Source organism: Nocardioides halotolerans DSM 19273, from assembly GCF_000422805.1.
Lineage (GTDB): Bacteria > Actinomycetota > Actinomycetes > Propionibacteriales > Nocardioidaceae > Nocardioides > Nocardioides halotolerans.
In genome coordinates, this window is the sequence record NZ_AUGT01000009.1 from 431,287 (window position 1) to 447,236 (window position 15,950).

The 15,950-nt window shown below is 72.5% G+C and carries 15 protein-coding genes; 13 read left to right on the forward strand and 2 right to left on the reverse strand.

The window, feature by feature from the left end; translation table 11 throughout:
- Positions 1-31: 31 nt before the first annotated feature.
- The 8 genes from G514_RS0101915 to G514_RS0101950 all read left to right on the forward strand — a co-directional run bounded on the left by G514_RS0101915 (position 32) and on the right by G514_RS0101950 (position 7,367).
- Positions 32-883 (forward strand): ATP-grasp domain-containing protein, encoded by an 852-nt coding sequence (locus G514_RS0101915; RefSeq protein ID WP_157544550.1) that lies wholly within the window; start codon positions 32-34, stop codon positions 881-883.
- Positions 880-1,389, forward strand: coding sequence for a SigE family RNA polymerase sigma factor (locus G514_RS0101920; RefSeq protein WP_028650386.1), 510 nt, complete (start codon positions 880-882; stop codon positions 1,387-1,389). Before G514_RS0101915 ends, G514_RS0101920 begins: the two co-directional genes overlap by 4 nt.
- Positions 1,386-2,426, forward strand: coding sequence for a hypothetical protein (locus tag G514_RS0101925; RefSeq protein ID WP_028650387.1), 1,041 nt, complete (start codon positions 1,386-1,388; stop codon positions 2,424-2,426). Before G514_RS0101920 ends, G514_RS0101925 begins: the two co-directional genes overlap by 4 nt.
- 154 nt (positions 2,427-2,580) lie before the next feature.
- Positions 2,581-3,603, forward strand: a complete 1,023-nt coding sequence (locus tag G514_RS0101930; protein WP_028650388.1) for a LacI family DNA-binding transcriptional regulator — start codon at positions 2,581-2,583, stop codon at positions 3,601-3,603.
- 194 nt (positions 3,604-3,797) lie between these two features.
- Positions 3,798-5,426, forward strand: coding sequence for a chaperonin GroEL (groL, locus tag G514_RS0101935; RefSeq protein WP_028650389.1), 1,629 nt, complete (start codon positions 3,798-3,800; stop codon positions 5,424-5,426).
- Positions 5,427-5,560: 134 nt separating this feature from the next.
- Complete coding sequence (locus G514_RS0101940; RefSeq protein WP_028650390.1) at positions 5,561-6,106, forward strand: RNA polymerase sigma factor; 546 nt, start codon at positions 5,561-5,563, stop codon at positions 6,104-6,106.
- Positions 6,103-6,798: a hypothetical protein gene (locus G514_RS0101945; protein WP_028650391.1), complete on the forward strand. Its 696-nt coding sequence runs from the start codon at positions 6,103-6,105 to the stop codon at positions 6,796-6,798. Before G514_RS0101940 ends, G514_RS0101945 begins: the two co-directional genes overlap by 4 nt.
- The gene (locus G514_RS0101950) at positions 6,798-7,367 is read left to right on the forward strand and encodes a nucleotidyltransferase family protein (protein WP_211222019.1); all 570 of its coding nucleotides are present in this window, start codon (positions 6,798-6,800) and stop codon (positions 7,365-7,367) included. The genes G514_RS0101945 and G514_RS0101950 overlap by 1 nt, the downstream gene beginning before the upstream one ends.
- A gap of 28 nt (positions 7,368-7,395) precedes the next feature.
- Here the strand turns inward: G514_RS0101950 and G514_RS30570 are convergent, their stop codons facing one another.
- Positions 7,396-7,554: a hypothetical protein gene (locus G514_RS30570; protein WP_169576267.1), complete on the reverse strand. Its 159-nt coding sequence runs from the start codon at positions 7,552-7,554 to the stop codon at positions 7,396-7,398.
- Positions 7,555-7,749: 195 nt separating this feature from the next.
- Here G514_RS30570 and G514_RS30575 point away from each other — a divergent pair, with 195 nt between their 5' ends.
- From G514_RS30575 to G514_RS0101980, 5 genes are all read left to right on the forward strand, one after another.
- On the forward strand, positions 7,750-8,028 hold the full coding sequence (locus G514_RS30575; RefSeq protein ID WP_028650393.1) for a DUF4242 domain-containing protein: 279 nt from the start codon (positions 7,750-7,752) through the stop codon (positions 8,026-8,028).
- An 11-nt stretch (positions 8,029-8,039) separates the two neighbouring features.
- Positions 8,040-9,563 carry a hypothetical protein gene (locus G514_RS0101965; protein ID WP_028650394.1) on the forward strand — a complete coding sequence of 508 codons (1,524 nt, stop codon included), beginning with the start codon at positions 8,040-8,042 and terminating at the stop codon, positions 9,561-9,563.
- Between the two features lie 20 nt (positions 9,564-9,583).
- The gene (locus G514_RS0101970; RefSeq protein ID WP_028650395.1) at positions 9,584-12,145 is read left to right on the forward strand and encodes an ATP-binding protein; all 2,562 of its coding nucleotides are present in this window, start codon (positions 9,584-9,586) and stop codon (positions 12,143-12,145) included.
- A 246-nt stretch (positions 12,146-12,391) separates the two neighbouring features.
- The gene (locus G514_RS24345) at positions 12,392-14,155 is read left to right on the forward strand and encodes an ABC transporter substrate-binding protein (RefSeq protein WP_036563193.1); all 1,764 of its coding nucleotides are present in this window, start codon (positions 12,392-12,394) and stop codon (positions 14,153-14,155) included.
- A 165-nt stretch (positions 14,156-14,320) separates the two neighbouring features.
- The gene (locus G514_RS0101980) at positions 14,321-14,635 is read left to right on the forward strand and encodes a helix-turn-helix domain-containing protein (protein WP_028650396.1); all 315 of its coding nucleotides are present in this window, start codon (positions 14,321-14,323) and stop codon (positions 14,633-14,635) included.
- A 200-nt stretch (positions 14,636-14,835) separates the two neighbouring features.
- Here G514_RS0101980 and G514_RS0101985 read toward each other — a convergent pair whose 3' ends face one another.
- Positions 14,836-15,924, reverse strand: coding sequence for a patatin-like phospholipase family protein (locus tag G514_RS0101985; RefSeq protein WP_051246484.1), 1,089 nt, complete (start codon positions 15,922-15,924; stop codon positions 14,836-14,838).
- Between the last annotated feature and the right edge of the window lie 26 nt (positions 15,925-15,950).

The window sequence follows — 15,950 nt, forward strand, 5'->3', positions numbered from 1 at the left end:
GATGACGGGCGTGGTCGGCCAGAATCGACAGGTGCCGCACCTCCTTCTCGCGACCAGCCGCGACCTCCCCGACGGCGAGCCTCGCGGCGACCTCCTCAGCGCCGCTCTCGCGGCGCGGGGGATCCGCGCCGACTGGGTGGTGTGGGACGACCCGGGCGTGGACTGGTCGGCGGCCGACGCCGTCGCGGTGCGGTCGACGTGGGACTACCACCGGCGTGCGCCGGACTTCCTGGCCTGGGCACGCGACGTCGGGTCGCGGACCCTGCTCCTCAACGGCGCCGAGGTCTTCGCCTGGAACGCCGACAAGGGCTACCTCGTCGACCTCGGCCTGCCGCACGTGCCGACCGAGCTGCTCGACGACCCGGCCCGGCTGGCCGAGGTGACGGCGCGGTGGGGGACCTGTGTGGTCAAGCCGCGGACCGGGGCGAGCGGGGTCGGTGTCGTCGTCGTCCACGGGCCGGGCGACGCAGGTGACCTGGCGCCCGGGCCGTGGGTCGTCCAGCCCCTGGTCGAGTCCGTGCGCACCCTCGGCGAGACGTCGGTCTTCGTCCTCGGGGGACGGGCGTGCTCCCAGGTCGACAAGCGCCCGGGCGGCGACGAGGTGCGGGTGCACGAGGAGTACGGCGGCCGCTCGGTCGCCGTGCCGCTGGACCCCGGGCGCGCGGCGCTCGCCGAGCGCGCCGTGGCGGCGGTCGGGGAGTGGTTCGGCCGCGCTCCGGCGTACGCGCGGATCGACGTGATGCGCTGGGAGGACGCCTGGGTCGTGAGCGAGCTGGAGCTGATCGAGCCGGGGCTCTACCTCGACGTCGACCCCGCGCCCGCGGACGCCTTCGCCGAGATGGCCGCCAACCTCCTCGGGCCGCCGCGCGTTGTAGGAGCGTGACGGACCGGGACGCCGCCGCCTCGTTCACGCGGTGGGCGAGCGAGCGGCAGCAGGCGCTGCTGCGCACCGCGGTGCTGCTCTGCGGTGACCACCACCGTGCCGAGGACCTCGTGCAGGACGCGCTCACCAAGGTCGCCGTCCGCTGGGCGCGGCTGCGCGACCAGAACCCCGACGCCTACGCCCGGCAGGTGATGGTGCGCACCAACATCTCGTGGTGGCGCAAGCAGCGCCGGGAGGTGGTGCTCGACGTCCACGACGGCGCGACCGCGGCCGGCCCGGCCGGCGCCGTCGACCGACGCCTCCTGCTCGACCGCGCGCTCGCCCAGCTGACCCCGCGCCAGCGCGCCACGATCGTGCTCCGGTTCTACGACGACCTGAGCGAGCGCGACACGGCCGACGCCCTCGGTGTCACGCCCGGCACCGTGAAGAGCCAGACCCACGCCGCGCTGACCCGGTTGCGCGCCGCCGCACCCGAGCTCGCCGAGCTGCTGGAGGAACCGACATGACCCAGGAACGACTCCGCGAGCTGCTCCGCGAGCGGGTGGCCGACGAGACGATGCCCGACCGCTCCGCGCGGGCCTGGCAGGCGGCGCGCGTCGTACGCCGTCGCCGTCGGTTGGGAGCCGCGGCCGGCCTGGTCGCCGCCACCGTCGCGGTCGGCGCCGGCATCGCTGCCGTCGACTCCAACCCTCCCCGCCCGCGGCAGCCCGCGGACCCGGCCGTGTCCGACGCCACCGGCCCGTCTGACCCCACGCCGGCCACGGTCGGTGACGCGACGTACCAGGGCGTCCCCGTCTGGTGGAGCCCCGACCAGCGCGAGGAGCAGGACCTGCCCACGGTGGACTCGCCGCTGCCCGCCGACATCGAGCTGGGCGACCGGCCGGACGACCCGATGGACCGGGCGCTCGCGGCGTTCGCCCACGGCAGGTCGGCCACGCTCGTCGGCCCCGGCGGCGCCCGCCAGTGGGTCGACCTCTCGGGGGTGCAGGAGGTCACGAAGCCCAACGGCTACACCTACTTCCCGGCCTGGACCGGCATGCTCACCTCCGACGGCGAGCGGCTGGTCTTCCCCCAGCCCGGCCAGACGTGGAAGGTCTACCTCATCGCCACCGGCGAGTGGACCACGGCGGACAGCTACAGCGACGACGCCGACCCGGGACCGCTCACTCCGGACCTGGGGTTCGACACCTCGGCCGCGCAGGCGTACGGCGAGGTCCGCGACGGGGCCGGGAGCTTCGGCATGGGGGTCGCGCTCCCGGTGCGCGACCCCGCGGCGTACCTCTCCTCTCCGGAGTTCCTCGTCGCCCGAGGCGCGGTGCTCGCGTTCATGGACCGGTTCACCCGGGGCACGGACAGCCGGTTCAAGGAGTGCTGCCCGGTCGCGGGGTGGCTCGACGACGACACGGTGGTCTACGAGTCGCGGCAGACCCGTCCGCTGCTGGTGTCGTGGCGGGTGGGCACGCGCGACTTCGGGCTCGTCTCGCGCGTCCACGGGGGATACGACGTGGCCTCCTTCGCCCTCGACGCGAGCGACGCGGGCTGAGGTCCTTGACAGCGGACGTCCGGCCCGCCAGAGTTGTGGGAGCGCTCCCAGTTGCGCTACTCCGACCCGGCCGGCGGGTCCGCGTCCCTCGACAGGGCGGGCCCGCCGGCCGTGACCACCCCCGCACCCCCTCCATCGACGGGATACTGACGCCATGACGCGGCAGCCGCGCACGCGACCCACGCTCGAGGAGGTCGCCGCAGCCGCCGGCGTGGGCCGCGGCACGGCCTCGCGCGTCATCAACGGCAGCAGCAAGGTTTCCGAGAAGGCGCGGCTCGCGGTCGAGGGCGCGATCGCCGAGCTCGGCTACGTCCCCAACCGCGCGGCGCGCACGCTCGTCACCCAGCGCACCGACGCGGTCGCGCTGGTGATCGCGGAGTCGGAGGAGCGGGTCTTCGGCGAGCCCTTCTTCGCGGGCGTCGTGCGCGGCGTCGGTACGGCGCTCAGCGACGCGCAGCTGCAGCTGGTGCTCCTGTTCGCGCACGCCGGCCAGCGCAACGGACGGCTCGACGAGTACCTCACCCGCAACCACGTGGACGGCGTGCTGCTCCTCTCGCTGCACGACGACGACCGGCTGCCCGAGCGCATCGGCGAGCGCGGCCTGCCGTTCGTGCTCGGCGGCCGGGCGACCGACGACCAGCGCGGCGCCTATGTCGACGCCGACAACGAGCTGGGCGCGCGGCTCGCGGTCGACCACCTCGTGCACCGCGGCCGCTCCCGCGTCGCCGCCATCCTCGGCCCGCCCGACATGGTCGTGGGCCGCACCCGCCACGAGGGCTACCTGGCCGGCCTCGCCGCCGCCGGCCTGGAGGCGGACGACGCGCTGGTGGCGCGCGGCGACTTCAGCCAGGAGAGCGGCGAGTCCGCCATGCGCGTGCTGCTGTCGCGACGTCCGGACCTCGACGCGGTCTTCTGCGCCAACGACCTGATGGCCGCCGGCGCGCTCCGGGTTCTGCGCGAGGCCGGCAAGGACGTGCCGCGCGACGTCTCGGTGGTCGGCTTCGACGACGCCCCGCTGGCGCAGTCCACGCACCCGCCGCTCACGACCGTGCACCAGTCGCCGGAGCAGATGGGCCGCGAGATGGTCGCGCTCCTGCTCGAGGCCATCCGCCACCCCGACGAGCCGCCCGCCCCCCGCCTCCTGGAGACCCGTCTGGTGGTCCGCGAGAGCTCCTGACCGACCCCGACCCATCAGGAAGTGCCGCCGGCCGGACGCCGGGTCGGCAGGAAGTGCGGCAGCTTCTGCCCGGCTCGGCCGAGGGCGAACTCTGCTTGCACTCGCAGGGGTCGAGTGCTAAACATGACGCTGGCACTCTCGACAGGAGAGTGACAACCACCTGAACTCTTCAAGCGTGAGGAATCGCACCAGACATGGCGAAGTTGATTGCTTTCAATGAGGAGGCCCGGCGGGGTCTGGAGCGGGGCATGAACACCCTCGCCGACGCCGTCAAGGTCACCCTGGGTCCCAAGGGCCGCAACGTCGTGCTCGAGAAGAAGTGGGGCGCCCCGACGATCACCAACGACGGTGTGAGCATCGCCAAGGAGATCGAGCTCGAGGACCCCTACGAGAAGATCGGCGCCGAGCTGGTCAAGGAGGTCGCGAAGAAGACGGACGACGTCGCTGGTGACGGCACCACCACCGCCACCGTGCTGGCGCAGGCCATGGTCCGCGAGGGGCTGCGCAACGTCGCGGCCGGCGCGAACCCGATGGGTCTCAAGCGCGGCATCGAGAAGGCCGTCGACGCCGTCAGCGAGCAGCTGCTCAGCATGGCGACCGAGATCGAGACCAAGGAGCAGATCGCGGCGACCGCGTCGATCTCCGCCGCCGACCCGACCGTCGGCGAGATCATCGCCGAGGCGATGGACAAGGTCGGCAAGGAAGGCGTCATCACGGTCGAGGAGTCCAACACCTTCGGCCTCGACCTCGAGCTCACCGAGGGCATGCGGTTCGACAAGGGCTACATCTCGGCCTACTTCGTGACCGACCCGGAGCGCATGGAGACGGTCCTCGAGGACCCCTACATCCTGGTCGCCAACCAGAAGGTCTCGAGCGTCAAGGACCTGCTCCCGCTGCTCGAGAAGGTCATGCAGTCGGGCAAGCCGCTGCTGATCATCGCCGAGGACGTCGACGGCGAGGCGCTGTCGACCCTGGTCGTCAACAAGATCCGGGGCACCTTCAAGTCCGTCGCCGTCAAGGCCCCGGGTTTCGGTGACCGTCGCAAGGCCATGCTCCAGGACATCGCGATCCTGACCGGCGGCCAGGTCATCTCCGAGGAGGTCGGCCTCAAGCTCGAGTCGACCGGTGTCGAGCTGCTGGGCCAGGCCCGCAAGGTCGTCATCACCAAGGACGAGACCACCATCGTCGAGGGCGCGGGCGACACCGACCAGATCGCCGGCCGGGTCAACCAGATCCGCGCGGAGATCGAGAAGTCGGACTCCGACTACGACCGCGAGAAGCTGCAGGAGCGCCTGGCCAAGCTGGCCGGCGGTGTTGCGGTGATCAAGGTCGGCGCGGCCACCGAGGTCGAGCTGAAGGAGCGCAAGCACCGCATCGAGGACGCCGTTCGCAACGCGAAGGCGGCCGTCGAGGAGGGCATCGTCGCCGGCGGCGGCGTCGCCCTGGTGCAGGCGGCCAACGCGGCGTTCGACAAGCTGGACCTGTCCGACGACGAGGCCGTGGGCGCCCAGATCGTGCGCTTCGCGACCGACGCCCCGCTCAAGCAGATCGCGATCAACGCCGGCCTCGAGGGCGGCGTCGTGGCGGAGAAGGTGCGCGGTCTCACGGCCGGGCACGGTCTCAACGCCGCCACCGGCGAGTACGTCGACATGATCGCCGAGGGCATCATCGACCCGGCCAAGGTGACCCGCAGCGCGCTGCAGAACGCCGCCTCCATCGCGGCGCTCTTCCTCACCACCGAGGCCGTCGTCGCCGACAAGCCCGAGAAGGCACCGGCCATGGCCGGCGACCCCTCGGGTGGCATGGGCGGCATGGACTTCTGATCCGCTGAAGTCGTCGACCCGTCAGAAGCTTTCTGACGGGTCGACGTCATTTCGGGGCCGGCGCGCGTCGACCCCGTCGCCCGTCGACCCGTCAGAAAGTTTCTGACGGGTCGACGGTGTGTGAGGGTTGACCCGTGGCCGCCGACTCCCCCGACGACGACCCACGCGAGCGCTTCGAGCGGCTGGCGGCCGAGGTCGTCGAGCCCGTACGCCGCTTCTTGGCCCGGCGTACCGACCCGGCCACCGCCGACGACGTGCTCGCCGAGACGCTCCTGGTCTGCTGGCGGCGCCTCGACCAGGTGCCCGAGCCCGCCCTCCCATGGGTCTACGGCGTCGCCCGCAACTGCCTGGCGAACATCCAGCGCGGTGACCGCCGCCAGGTCCGGCTGGCCGCGAAGATCACGGCCGTCGACCCGCCGCAGGAGGCCGTGCACGAGCCCGACCCCCCGGACCCCCGCATCGAGGCCGCGCTTGCGGCGCTGCGGCCCGAGGAGGCCGACCTGCTCCGTCTCTGGGCCTGGGAGCAGCTCGGGCCCGGAGAGATCGCCGAGGTCCTCGGCATCACGCCCAACGCCGTGAGCATCCGGCTGCACCGCGCCCGCGGCAAGTTCGTCGAGCAGCTGCGAAAGATCGACGACGGCGCCGGACATGAAGGGGTGAGAGAAGGGAGGGAACCATGAGCACCAGCGACTTCGAGCACGACGACGAGCTTCGCGCGCTGCTGCGAGGCGGTGACCCCGCAGGCTCCCTCTCCCCGGCCGACCCGGCCGCTCTCGCGATGCTCCTGGAGGACATCATGAGCGCTGATCTCGACGTGCGACCGGTCGACGAGGGCGACCGGGCCACCGGCACCCGCGGCCGCAACCCGCTGGCCTGGCTGGTCGCCGCCGCGGCCGTCGCCGCTATCGCCGCCGTGGGCGGCTTCGCGATCTCCGGCCTCGGCGACAACGGCGGAGACGCCGACTCGCCGGTGGCCGGGCCAGGGCCCTCCGTGGTCGCCCCCGACCACGGCGCCCCGCTCGCGGGCCAGACCACCGACCTGACCGTCGGCGGTGCCGGCACCAAGTGCGTCGCCGAGCCGACCGCGGCGATGCTGGCACAGTACGACCAGGCGTTCGAGGGCACGGTCACCTCGATCGAGGGTGACACGGTCACCCTCGAGGCGACCGACGTCTACCAGGGCGAGGTCGGCGAGACGGTCCAGGTGCAGGCACCGGCCGGGCCGTTCCAGACGATGATCCAGCAGGTGAAGTTCGAGGTGGGCGGGACCTACCTGGTCTCCGCCTGGCAGGGAGCCGTGTCGATGTGCGGCTTCAGCGGACCGGCTTCCGGAGATCTCCAGAAGCTCTACACGGAGGCGTTCCCACACTGATCACCCAAGGCCTCCTCCTCGCTGCCGGCGCCGGGTCCCGCATGGGCCGGCCCAAGGCACTGGTGCGCGACGCTGACGGTGCGTCGTGGCTCCAGCACGCGGTCGAGGTCCTGCGCGACGGTGGGTGCGATGGGGTGACGGTGGTGCTCGGCGCCGAGGCCGACGAGGCGGTTCGCCTCCTCGACGGCCTCGGCGTCGACGTCGTCGTCGCCCATGACTGGGACGAGGGCATGTCGGCTTCACTACGATCCGGTCTCGAGTCGCTGATGGGCAGCGACGCCGAGGCCGCCGTGGTGAGCCTGGTCGACCTGCCCGACCTGACCGCGGCCGTGGTACGACGCGTGCTCTCTGAGCGCGAGGGAGACGAGGCCCTCGCCCGTGCGTCGTACCACGGCCGCCCCGGACACCCGGTGGTGCTCGGCAGAGCCCACTGGCAGCGGGTCGCCGGCGTCGCCACTGGCGACGCCGGCGCCCGCGACTACCTCGCGGAGCACGGCGCCACCCTCGTCGAGTGCGGTGACCTCGCCAGCGGCGCCGACGTCGACACCAGAACGTCCGCCGTCGGCTGAGGTCCGGCCGCCTGGATCCACCCTCCCGTCAGTGGGGGGTGAGCAGCCCCTGGCCCGGCATCCGTGTCGGTTCGCAGTCGCAGTCGTTGCCGCACACCAGGTAGGGGTGGGCGGAGTGGCCGCACCGCACGCACGGCAGGTCGTGCGAGAGGGGCCCCTCGTCGGTCTCGTCCTGACCCTCGAGCACGCCTGACTCCCTCCTGGCCGTCGCCCTCACGACGGCACTCCCTCCGTCGTCCGGTGCCACATGGGGTGCTGCCGCAAACGCATGGGGACGGCGAAAGGTAGGGAGCCGCTCCCGATGTCGAGAGGCGCCCTCCGCGCCGAGCGTGGGTGGCACCGGAGGCACCGGGCCGCCGGACTCACACGAGGAGCACACGTCATGACCCGTTTCGTCATCGAGCGAGAGATCCCCGGCGCCAAGGACCTGACCCAGGACCAGCTCGCCGAGATCGCGAGGACCTCGAACGCCGCCGTCGAGTCGCTGGGCGTCCCCTACACCTGGGTGACCAGCTACGTCGCCGGCGACAAGATCTACTGCGTCCACGACGCCGAGGACGCCGAGACCGTCCTGGAGCACGCCCGGCGCGGTGGGTTCCCCGCCAACAAGGTGACCGCGGTCGCCAGCGAGTTCGGCCCGCGGACGGCGGATGGCTCGTGAGGGCCAGAGGGGTGCGTCGGTTCGTCGGCGTCTCCACCGTCGCCCTGGGTGTCGCGGCGATCGCGGCGCCGGCCCACGCGGAGCCGGGTGGGCTCGACCCGACCTACGGCGTCGCCGGCCGGGCGGTTGTGGACGCCTCGCCGGCGTCCGCCCTCGGCTACGACCTCGCCGTCCTGCCGGACGGCTCCACCGTCGCGGTCGGCTACCTCGGCCACTCGGACGAGGACGGCTTCGCGGTGAAGATCGGAGCGTCGGGGGTCGTGGACCAGGCCTTCGGTCTGCGCCGGCTCGACCACGACGGGGGGAGCGAGTGGGCCTCCGCGGTCGCGGTGCAGCCCGACGGCAAGATCGTCGCGGTCGGCCAGACGTCGAAGAACAACGACGGCGCGGTCTGGCGGCTCCTCCCGTCGGGAGCACCGGACCTCAGCTTCAGCGGTGACGGATTCGCAAGCGTCGACAGCGGCGCCTTCGAAAGCCTCTACGACGTGGCGATCGCACCGGACGGCAAGATCGTGGTCGTCGGCAAGACGTCGGTCGGCGGTGGTGAGATGGCGGTCTACCGGTTGACCCCGCAGGGCGAGCCGGACCCCACCTTCGACCACGACGGTGCGATCGGGTTCGGCGGTGCCGGCAACGATTCGGCCGCCGCCGTCCTGCTCCAACCGGACGGCAAGATCGTCGTCACCGGCTACGACACGGCGTCCCAGTCGCTGACCGTCCGCCGGCTGACCGCCGGCGGCGCGCCGGACCCGGCGTTCGGCGTGGCGGGCACCGCGACCGTGCCGGGCACCTTCCAGCAGGGCCTCGCGCTGGCGCTCCAGCCGGACGGCCGGATCCTGGTGGCCGGGCAGGTCCACAGCGGCGCCGACTACGACGCGGTGGTGGTCCGCCTGGACCCGACCGGTGGCGTCGACGGCACCTTCGGTGGGCCGACCGGATTCCACGTCGGGCTCGGCGGTGACGAGGCGGTCTACGCGATCGCAGTGGCGCCGGACGGTCGAGTGGTCGGCTCTGGCGCGACCAGCGCGGGCGCGGACGCCTTCGTCTTCAGGACCAACGCCGACGGGTCGCCCGACCAGGGTCTCGGTCCGGGTGGCGTCCTCCGGGTCAACGGTGGCCCGCAGTGGCTGGGCGGGGCGACCGTGCAACCCGACGGCAGGTTCCTGGCCGTCGGCGACGACGGCGCCAGCCGACCCAGGACCGTGGTCTACCGCTTCCTCGCACCCGGTGCGCCCCCGACCGGGTCGGTCCCGCCCATCTGCCACGGCCGGGCGGCGACGATCGTCGGCACCGACGGCAACGACCGGATCGCGGGCACGAAGAAGGCCGACGTCATCGTCGCCCTCGGCGGCAACGACGTGGTCAAGGGTCTCGGCGGCGACGACCTGATCTGCGCCGGCGACGGCCACGACAAGGTCAGCGGCGGCGCCGGCAAGGACCGGCTGTACGGCGAGCGGGGCAAGGACCGGCTCGTCGGTGGGAGCGGGAAGGACCGCCTCGTCGGAGGCCCGGATCGCGACAGCACCAAGCAGTGAACCCGCCCTACGCTGACGCCGTGCAGCTGCTCGAACGAGAGCACGAGCTCGACGTGCTCGGTGCCGCCCTCCGCCTGGTGGGGGAGGGCGGTGCCGGCCTCGGCATCGCGGTGAGCGGCGAGAGCGGTGCCGGCAAGTCGACCGTCGTCGCGACCGCTCTGCAGCAGGGTCCGGCCCTCCGGACCCTGCGCGGGCAGTGCGAGCCGCTGAGCACGCCTCGGCCGCTCGGGCCGTTCCGCGACCTCGGGCTGCCGGGCGTGGCCGACACGACCGACGACGCGGGCCTGCGCGAGGCGGTGCTGCAGGAGCTCGGGTCCGAGCCGACTGTCCTCGTCGTCGAGGACCTGCACTGGCTCGACGAGGCATCCGCGGAGCTGCTCCGCTTCCTCGTGCGGCGGGTCGAGACCGTCCCGCTCGCGGTCGTGGTGAGCTACCGCGACCTGGAGATCGGAGCGCACCACCCCGCCCGGCAGCTGCTGGGCGACTTCGCGGTGCTCGACGGCCTCCGGACCCTGGTGCTGCGGCCGCTGAGCGAGGCCGCGGTGGCCGCCGCCGTCGCCGACACCTCCCTCGACGCGGCGCGCGTCCACCGGCTCACGGGCGGGAACCCGTTCTTCGTCGCGCAGGTCGCCAGAGAACCCGACCGGCCGATGCCGTCCTCGGTCCGCGACGCCGTGCTGGCCCGGATCGACGACGTGGAGCTCGACGACCTGGAGATCCTCCAGCTCATCGCCTGCGCCCCCGACCGCCTCGACGACCGGGTGCTGCCGCTGGTCGGGGTCGACCTACCGACGCTGCGCAGGCTCGACGCGACCACGCTCCTGGGCCGCAGCGACCGCGGCGTGGTCTTCCGGCACGAGCTGGCCCGGCTGGCGGTCGAGAGCACGATCCCGCCCGGGGGCGCGCCGCGGCTGCACCAGCGGCTGCTGGAGGCGCTCGAGCAGCTCGAGCCCCAGGATCCGGCGGTGCTGACCCACCACGCGCTCGGCGCGCGCGACGTGGACCGCACGCTCGCGCACGCGCGGGCGGCGGCCGCCCAGGCGGTGGCGGCGGCGTCCAACACGGAGGCGGCGTCGTTCCTCGAGATCGCGCTCAACCACCTCCCCACCACCGCGGCACCGCTGGAACGGGCCCTGCTGCTGTCGCAGCTGACCCGGCAGCAGTACTTCATCGGCCGCCACCGCGACGCGATCGCGACCGCACGCGCCAGCATCCGCCTCTGGGAGGAGGCCGGTGAGCAGGCCGGCGTCGCCGAGGCCTACGCCGGCCTGGCCGTGCTCGAGTACCAGAGCGGGCACAGCGCGACCAGCACCGTGCACGCCCGGCGGGCGACCGAGATCGCCGACGCGTGCGGCGTACCGACCGCTGTGGCTCGCGCCTACACCGACGCGGCGATGCTCGCCGTCATCGGCAGCGACCTGCCTCGGGCGGTCGAGTGTGCCGCCCGCCTGCTCGCCGTCGCCACCGAGGCCGGGCTCGAGGAGTTCGAGGTGGCCGGCCGGATGATGAGTGCCGCGGTCCCGTGCGTGACCGGCGAGTCCTGGGCGCGCACGGAGGTGCTCCGCTGGGCCGAGGAGGCGCGTGAGCAGGGCTGGGACGAGCTGGCCTGGCGCGGCCACATCCTCGTCTTCTCCGCGGACCACGAGCACGGCAGCGTCCGGGCCGCCCAGCGCATCATCGAGGACACCCTCGCCTACGTGACCGAGCGCGACCTCGGCGTCGCCCGGCTGTGGCACCTGAGCTTCCGGGGGCTCGTCCACCTGACGGCGGGCCGGTGGAGCGCGGCGGAGGAGGACTGCCGGACCGCGATCGACGACGTCGAGCTGGGGGCGAACATCTGGCCCGACACGGTGCTCGGGCTGCTCTCCCTGCGCCTCGGCCGGGGCGGCGCGGACGAGCTGCTCGAGGGGGCGTGGAGGAAGGCGCGCGGCGCGGACGAGCCGCTGCGCTACTTCCCGGTCCTCTGCGCGCTCGCCGAGGCCATGTGGATGACCGGGCGTCCGGACCCGCGCGTCACCGACTTCGCGGTGGACAACCTGCAGCGACTCGCGTCCTCGCCCGACGCGATCTGGGCGGGGGGACGGCTGGCGGTCTGGCTGCGGCGCCTGGGGCTGCTCACCGCACGACCCGCGGAGATCGGTGAGCCCTACCGGATGCTGCTCGAAGGGCGCCACGTCGACGCCGCCGCGTGGTTCCGGATGGCGGGTGACGGCTTCGCCGAGGCCCTCGCGCTGTCGGACTCCCCGGAGCCGGAGCACCGGCTCGAAGCCGTGGCCCTGCTCGACCGGCTGGGCGCGATCGGCACCGCGGACCGGCTGCGGGTCGAGCTGCGCAGCGACGGGCTGGACAGCGTGCCGCAGCGGCCGCGGGAGAGCACCCGCGCCAACCCCGGTGGCCTCACCAACCGCCAGCTCGACGTCGCCCGGCTGGTGGCGAAGGGGCTGTCCAACAACGAGATCGCGGCGCGCCTCTACATCTCGCCGAAGACCGCCGACCACCACGTGTCTGCGATCCTCGCGAAGCTCGAGCTGCCGAACCGGCGCGCCGTGGTCGTGCGCGCCGACGAGCTGGGCCTCGTCTGACCCTTCGGTCACGGCGCGGACACGGCCGGGTCACTGGAGCATCACCTTTCGCCGATCGCCATCGACGGCATCGATGAGTGCGCGCGACGCCTCGCACCCGGCAACACAGTGGCGACTGTGGACACACCTCGCGCCGACGGTCCGACGGCGCGCGTCCACGGACCCCTCGGAGGGGTATCCGGGTGGCCGGCTCCTGCTACGAGCCGGCCGCCCGGGACTTCGAGACCACCCACGAAGGAGACCCGGATGACCAGCAGTCGACGCAGCAGGTTCGCCGCGCTCGCCGCGGCCACCGCCCTCACGCTCGGCTTCGCCGGGTGTGGCGGCGACGGCGGGGGCGGGGGAGGAGCGGCGAACCACCCGCAGGAGCGCACCGAGGCCACCAAGGGCGGTGCGGTGTTCTCGCTCGAGCAGGCCGTGACCCAGACCCTCGACCCGCAGCGCGTCTACTCCGGCCGCGACATCTCCTACCTCGGCAACCTGGTCTACCGCAGCTGGGTCATGTTCCCTCCCGGCGCGACAGACACGACCGAGGGCTCCACGCCGATCCCCGACCTCGCCACCGACACCGGCCAGAGCAACGAGGACGCCACCGAGTGGTCGTTCACGGTCAAGGACGGCCCGACGTGGCAGGACGGCAAGCCGGTCACGTGCGAGGACTTCAAGTACGGCGTCTCGCGGACGTTCGCAACCGACGTCATCACCGGTGGGCCCAACTACATCATCGGCTACCTCGACGTCCCGGAGGACGCCGACGGCGCGCCTGCCTACAAGGGTCCCTACACCGGTGAGGGCCAGGACGCCTTCGACCAGGCCGTGAGCTGCGAGGGCAGCACGATCACCTACCGGTTCAAGAAGCCGTGGCCGGACTTCCCGCTCGCCATCGCGGCGCTGCGCGCGTTCGACCCCTACCGCGCCGACCAGGACAAGGGCGACGCCTCGAAGTACCTGGCGTTCTCGTCCGGTCCGTACATGCTCGACGACAAGGGCTGGAACGAGGACTCGGGCGGCACCTTCGTGCGCAACCCCGCGTGGGACGGCACCGAGGACACCAACCGCGAGGCGAACCCGGACACGTTCACCTTCGAGATCGGCCTCGAGCCCGAGGTCATCGTCGACCGGCTCATCGCCGACGAGGGTGACGACAGGAACGCCATCACGTCGAGGAACGTGACACCGGCGCAGTACCCCCAGATCTCGGGCGACGTGGCCGACCGCGCAGTCAACCTCCAGTCGCCGTTCAGCAACTACCTGGTGCCGAACTTCAACCGCCTGACCAACCTCAAGGTGCGCCAGGCGCTGGCGGCGGCCACCGACCGCGGCGCGTACGTCGGTGCGCTCGGTGGCGACAACGCCTCGGCGCCGTCGCTGTCGATCGTCAACCCGGCGACGCCGGGCTACGTGGCGAACCCGAGCTTCGGCGAGGCCGAGGGCGGCGACGTCGAGGGCGCCAAGGCTCTCCTCGAGGAGTCGGGCGAGACCCTGCCCTACCCGATCAAGCTCACCTACCCGATCGGGTCGGACGCGTTCGACAAGGCGCTGGCGGCGCTGAAGGCGACGTACGACGAGGCCGGATTCAACGTGACGCTGGACGGTCTGGACCCGTCCGGGCCCTACTACGACACCGTCCAGAAGCCCGGCTCCGACAGCGACCTGATCTGGGGAGGCTGGGGCGCCGACTGGCCGTCGGTCTCCACGGTGATCCCGCCGCTGTTCGACAGCCGGATCAACATCAGCAAGACGTCGAACGGCCAGGACTACGGCAACTACTCCAGCGACGAGGTGAACGCCGCCATGGACGCGGCGTCCGCGGAGACGGACCTCGACAAGGCCAACGAGATGTGGTCCGAGGTGGACAACATGCTGGCCGAGGACGTGGCCTACATCCCGCTCGACATCACGCAGTTCTACTTCCTGCACGGGTCGAACATCGAGAACTACGTGAACTCGGTGTCCAGCAGCGGCTACGCCGACCTCGGGGTCATCTCGGTCAAGGGCGGAGGCGCCTGATCGAGGAACCGGCCAGCGCGATACGGGTGCGGCCCTGCCTTTCGGGCAGGGCCGCATCCTTCCGCGTCCCGACCCAGCCGACGCAAGGTGCGCCGATGCCGACCTGTGACCCAACCGTGACGGCCGCCACACCCACGTCGCGCCGCCGAGCACGAGACTGAGCCCGTGGCTGACGGGTCCTTCCTGGAGCGTCCGCGCCTGCTGGCGCTCCACGTGGGTGAGATCGCGTCGTTCGTCGCGCTCGTGGACCACGACGGGTTCACCGCCGCCGCCCGGGTGATGAACCTGTCGCAGGCCGCCTTCAGCGCCCGCATCATCCGGCTCGAGCGCGCCCTCGGCGTCACGCTCGTCGACCGGTCCGTGCGCCGGCTGACGCTGACCCGCGAGGGCCGCGCCTTCCAACCCCTCGCCCGCTCACTGCTCGTCATGCTCGGCGCCGTCGCCGACTCCGTCGACGCCCATCGGGCCGCAGGCGCCTGACGCCGAGTCGGCGTTACTGATGAGCAGTAGCGCCGACTCGCGGTGCGCTGCCGACGCCGAGTCGTCGTTACTGATGAGCAGTAACGCCGACTCGGCATCGATCTGCGCACAAGTCGTCCACCTCGCGCGCACAAGGAGGGGCTGTCCGGCCGTCGTCCACACCATCGTGGGCAGGTCGGGGCGGGTGGGGCCGGTTCGCGCTAGTGGGTGTCTGCGGCGACGAAGCCGGCGAGGTGGGCCGGGCCGACCAGGGTCGCGAGGGCGCGGCCGAACTCGCACATGTCCTCGATGAACTCGACGCCGTCGATGCGGTCGAGGCTCTCGGTCGAGAGGTGCCCGACGCCGAGCTGCTCGAGGCTGGCGGGGTGGGTCTCGGCGTCGTACCGCACGTAGCTGAACAGCGGCTCGGCGAGCAGCCCGGCACCGCCGACGAGGTCGCCGAGCTCGTTGTCGAGCGGCGGGCCGGCGCGGCACTCGCCGAGCACCCGGCACAGGTAGTCGTTCTGGACGGCGGCGCTGTGGATCAGTGCTTCGGGCACCTGCGTGGCGTAGTCGAGCAGGTTGAGGTCGTCGGCGCGCAGGTCGGTCTGCAGCCGCTCGCTGGTGCCCGTGCCGACGCTGACCAGGAGCAGCTCGTCGCGGCCGGTCGGCCAGCCGAGGCCGTACGCCGGCAGGGTCGCCATGAGGGCCAGCTGGAGCGCCGGGTTGTTGAGCGTCGTGACCGCGCCGTCGCTGAACACGAACGTCCGACCCCCGACCACGACCTCCTCGGGCACGAAGAAGGTCGGCGCGGCCGAGCTCGCGCGCACCAGCTGCCACAGCGGCAGCTCGAGGTTGGACCCGGCCCCCTGGTTGTAGCGGCCGCCGGGGTTGCTGCTCACCGGCCACGGAGACCCGGTCGAGGTGTTGCGCAGCCCCAGCATCAGCAGGCAGCGCAGGTCGGGCGAGCCGAGCGTGCGGTCCTCGCCGAACTCGCGACGCAGGACCGACTCGATGCCCTGCTCGTCGTACCTCGCCCGCACGAGGTCGAGGATCCCGGCGCGGGTGAAGATCGAGCGCATGTTGTCGCGGTAGAGCCGCTGGATGCGGCTCACCGGCAGCCCGAGTGCCACCCCGCCCGCGATGATCGCGCCGGTGCTGGTCCCGCCGACGTAGTCGAACCAGTCGCCGAGCACGAGCTCCGGGTCGCCCGTCTCGTCGCGCAGCACCTGCTCGATCCGAGCGAGCACCTCGAGCGCGACGACCCCCCGGACGCCACCGCCGTCGATGCTCAGCAGCTTGTGCGGCACCGGGCAAACGTAAGTCCAACCCATCG

Bases quoted from the DNA above. Each gene is read 5' to 3' on its own strand.
- G514_RS24345 (WP_036563193.1), top strand. From the start codon at position 12,392: ATGACCAGCAGTCGACGCAGCAGGTTCGCCGCGCTCGCCGCGGCCACC.
- groL (WP_028650389.1), top strand. From the start codon at position 3,798: ATGGCGAAGTTGATTGCTTTCAATGAGGAGGCCCGGCGGGGTCTGGAG.
- G514_RS0101925 (WP_028650387.1), top strand. From the start codon at position 1,386: ATGACCCAGGAACGACTCCGCGAGCTGCTCCGCGAGCGGGTGGCCGAC.
- G514_RS0101945 (WP_028650391.1), top strand. From the start codon at position 6,103: ATGAGCACCAGCGACTTCGAGCACGACGACGAGCTTCGCGCGCTGCTG.
- G514_RS30575 (WP_028650393.1), top strand. From the start codon at position 7,750: ATGACCCGTTTCGTCATCGAGCGAGAGATCCCCGGCGCCAAGGACCTG.
- G514_RS0101930 (WP_028650388.1), top strand. From the start codon at position 2,581: ATGACGCGGCAGCCGCGCACGCGACCCACGCTCGAGGAGGTCGCCGCA.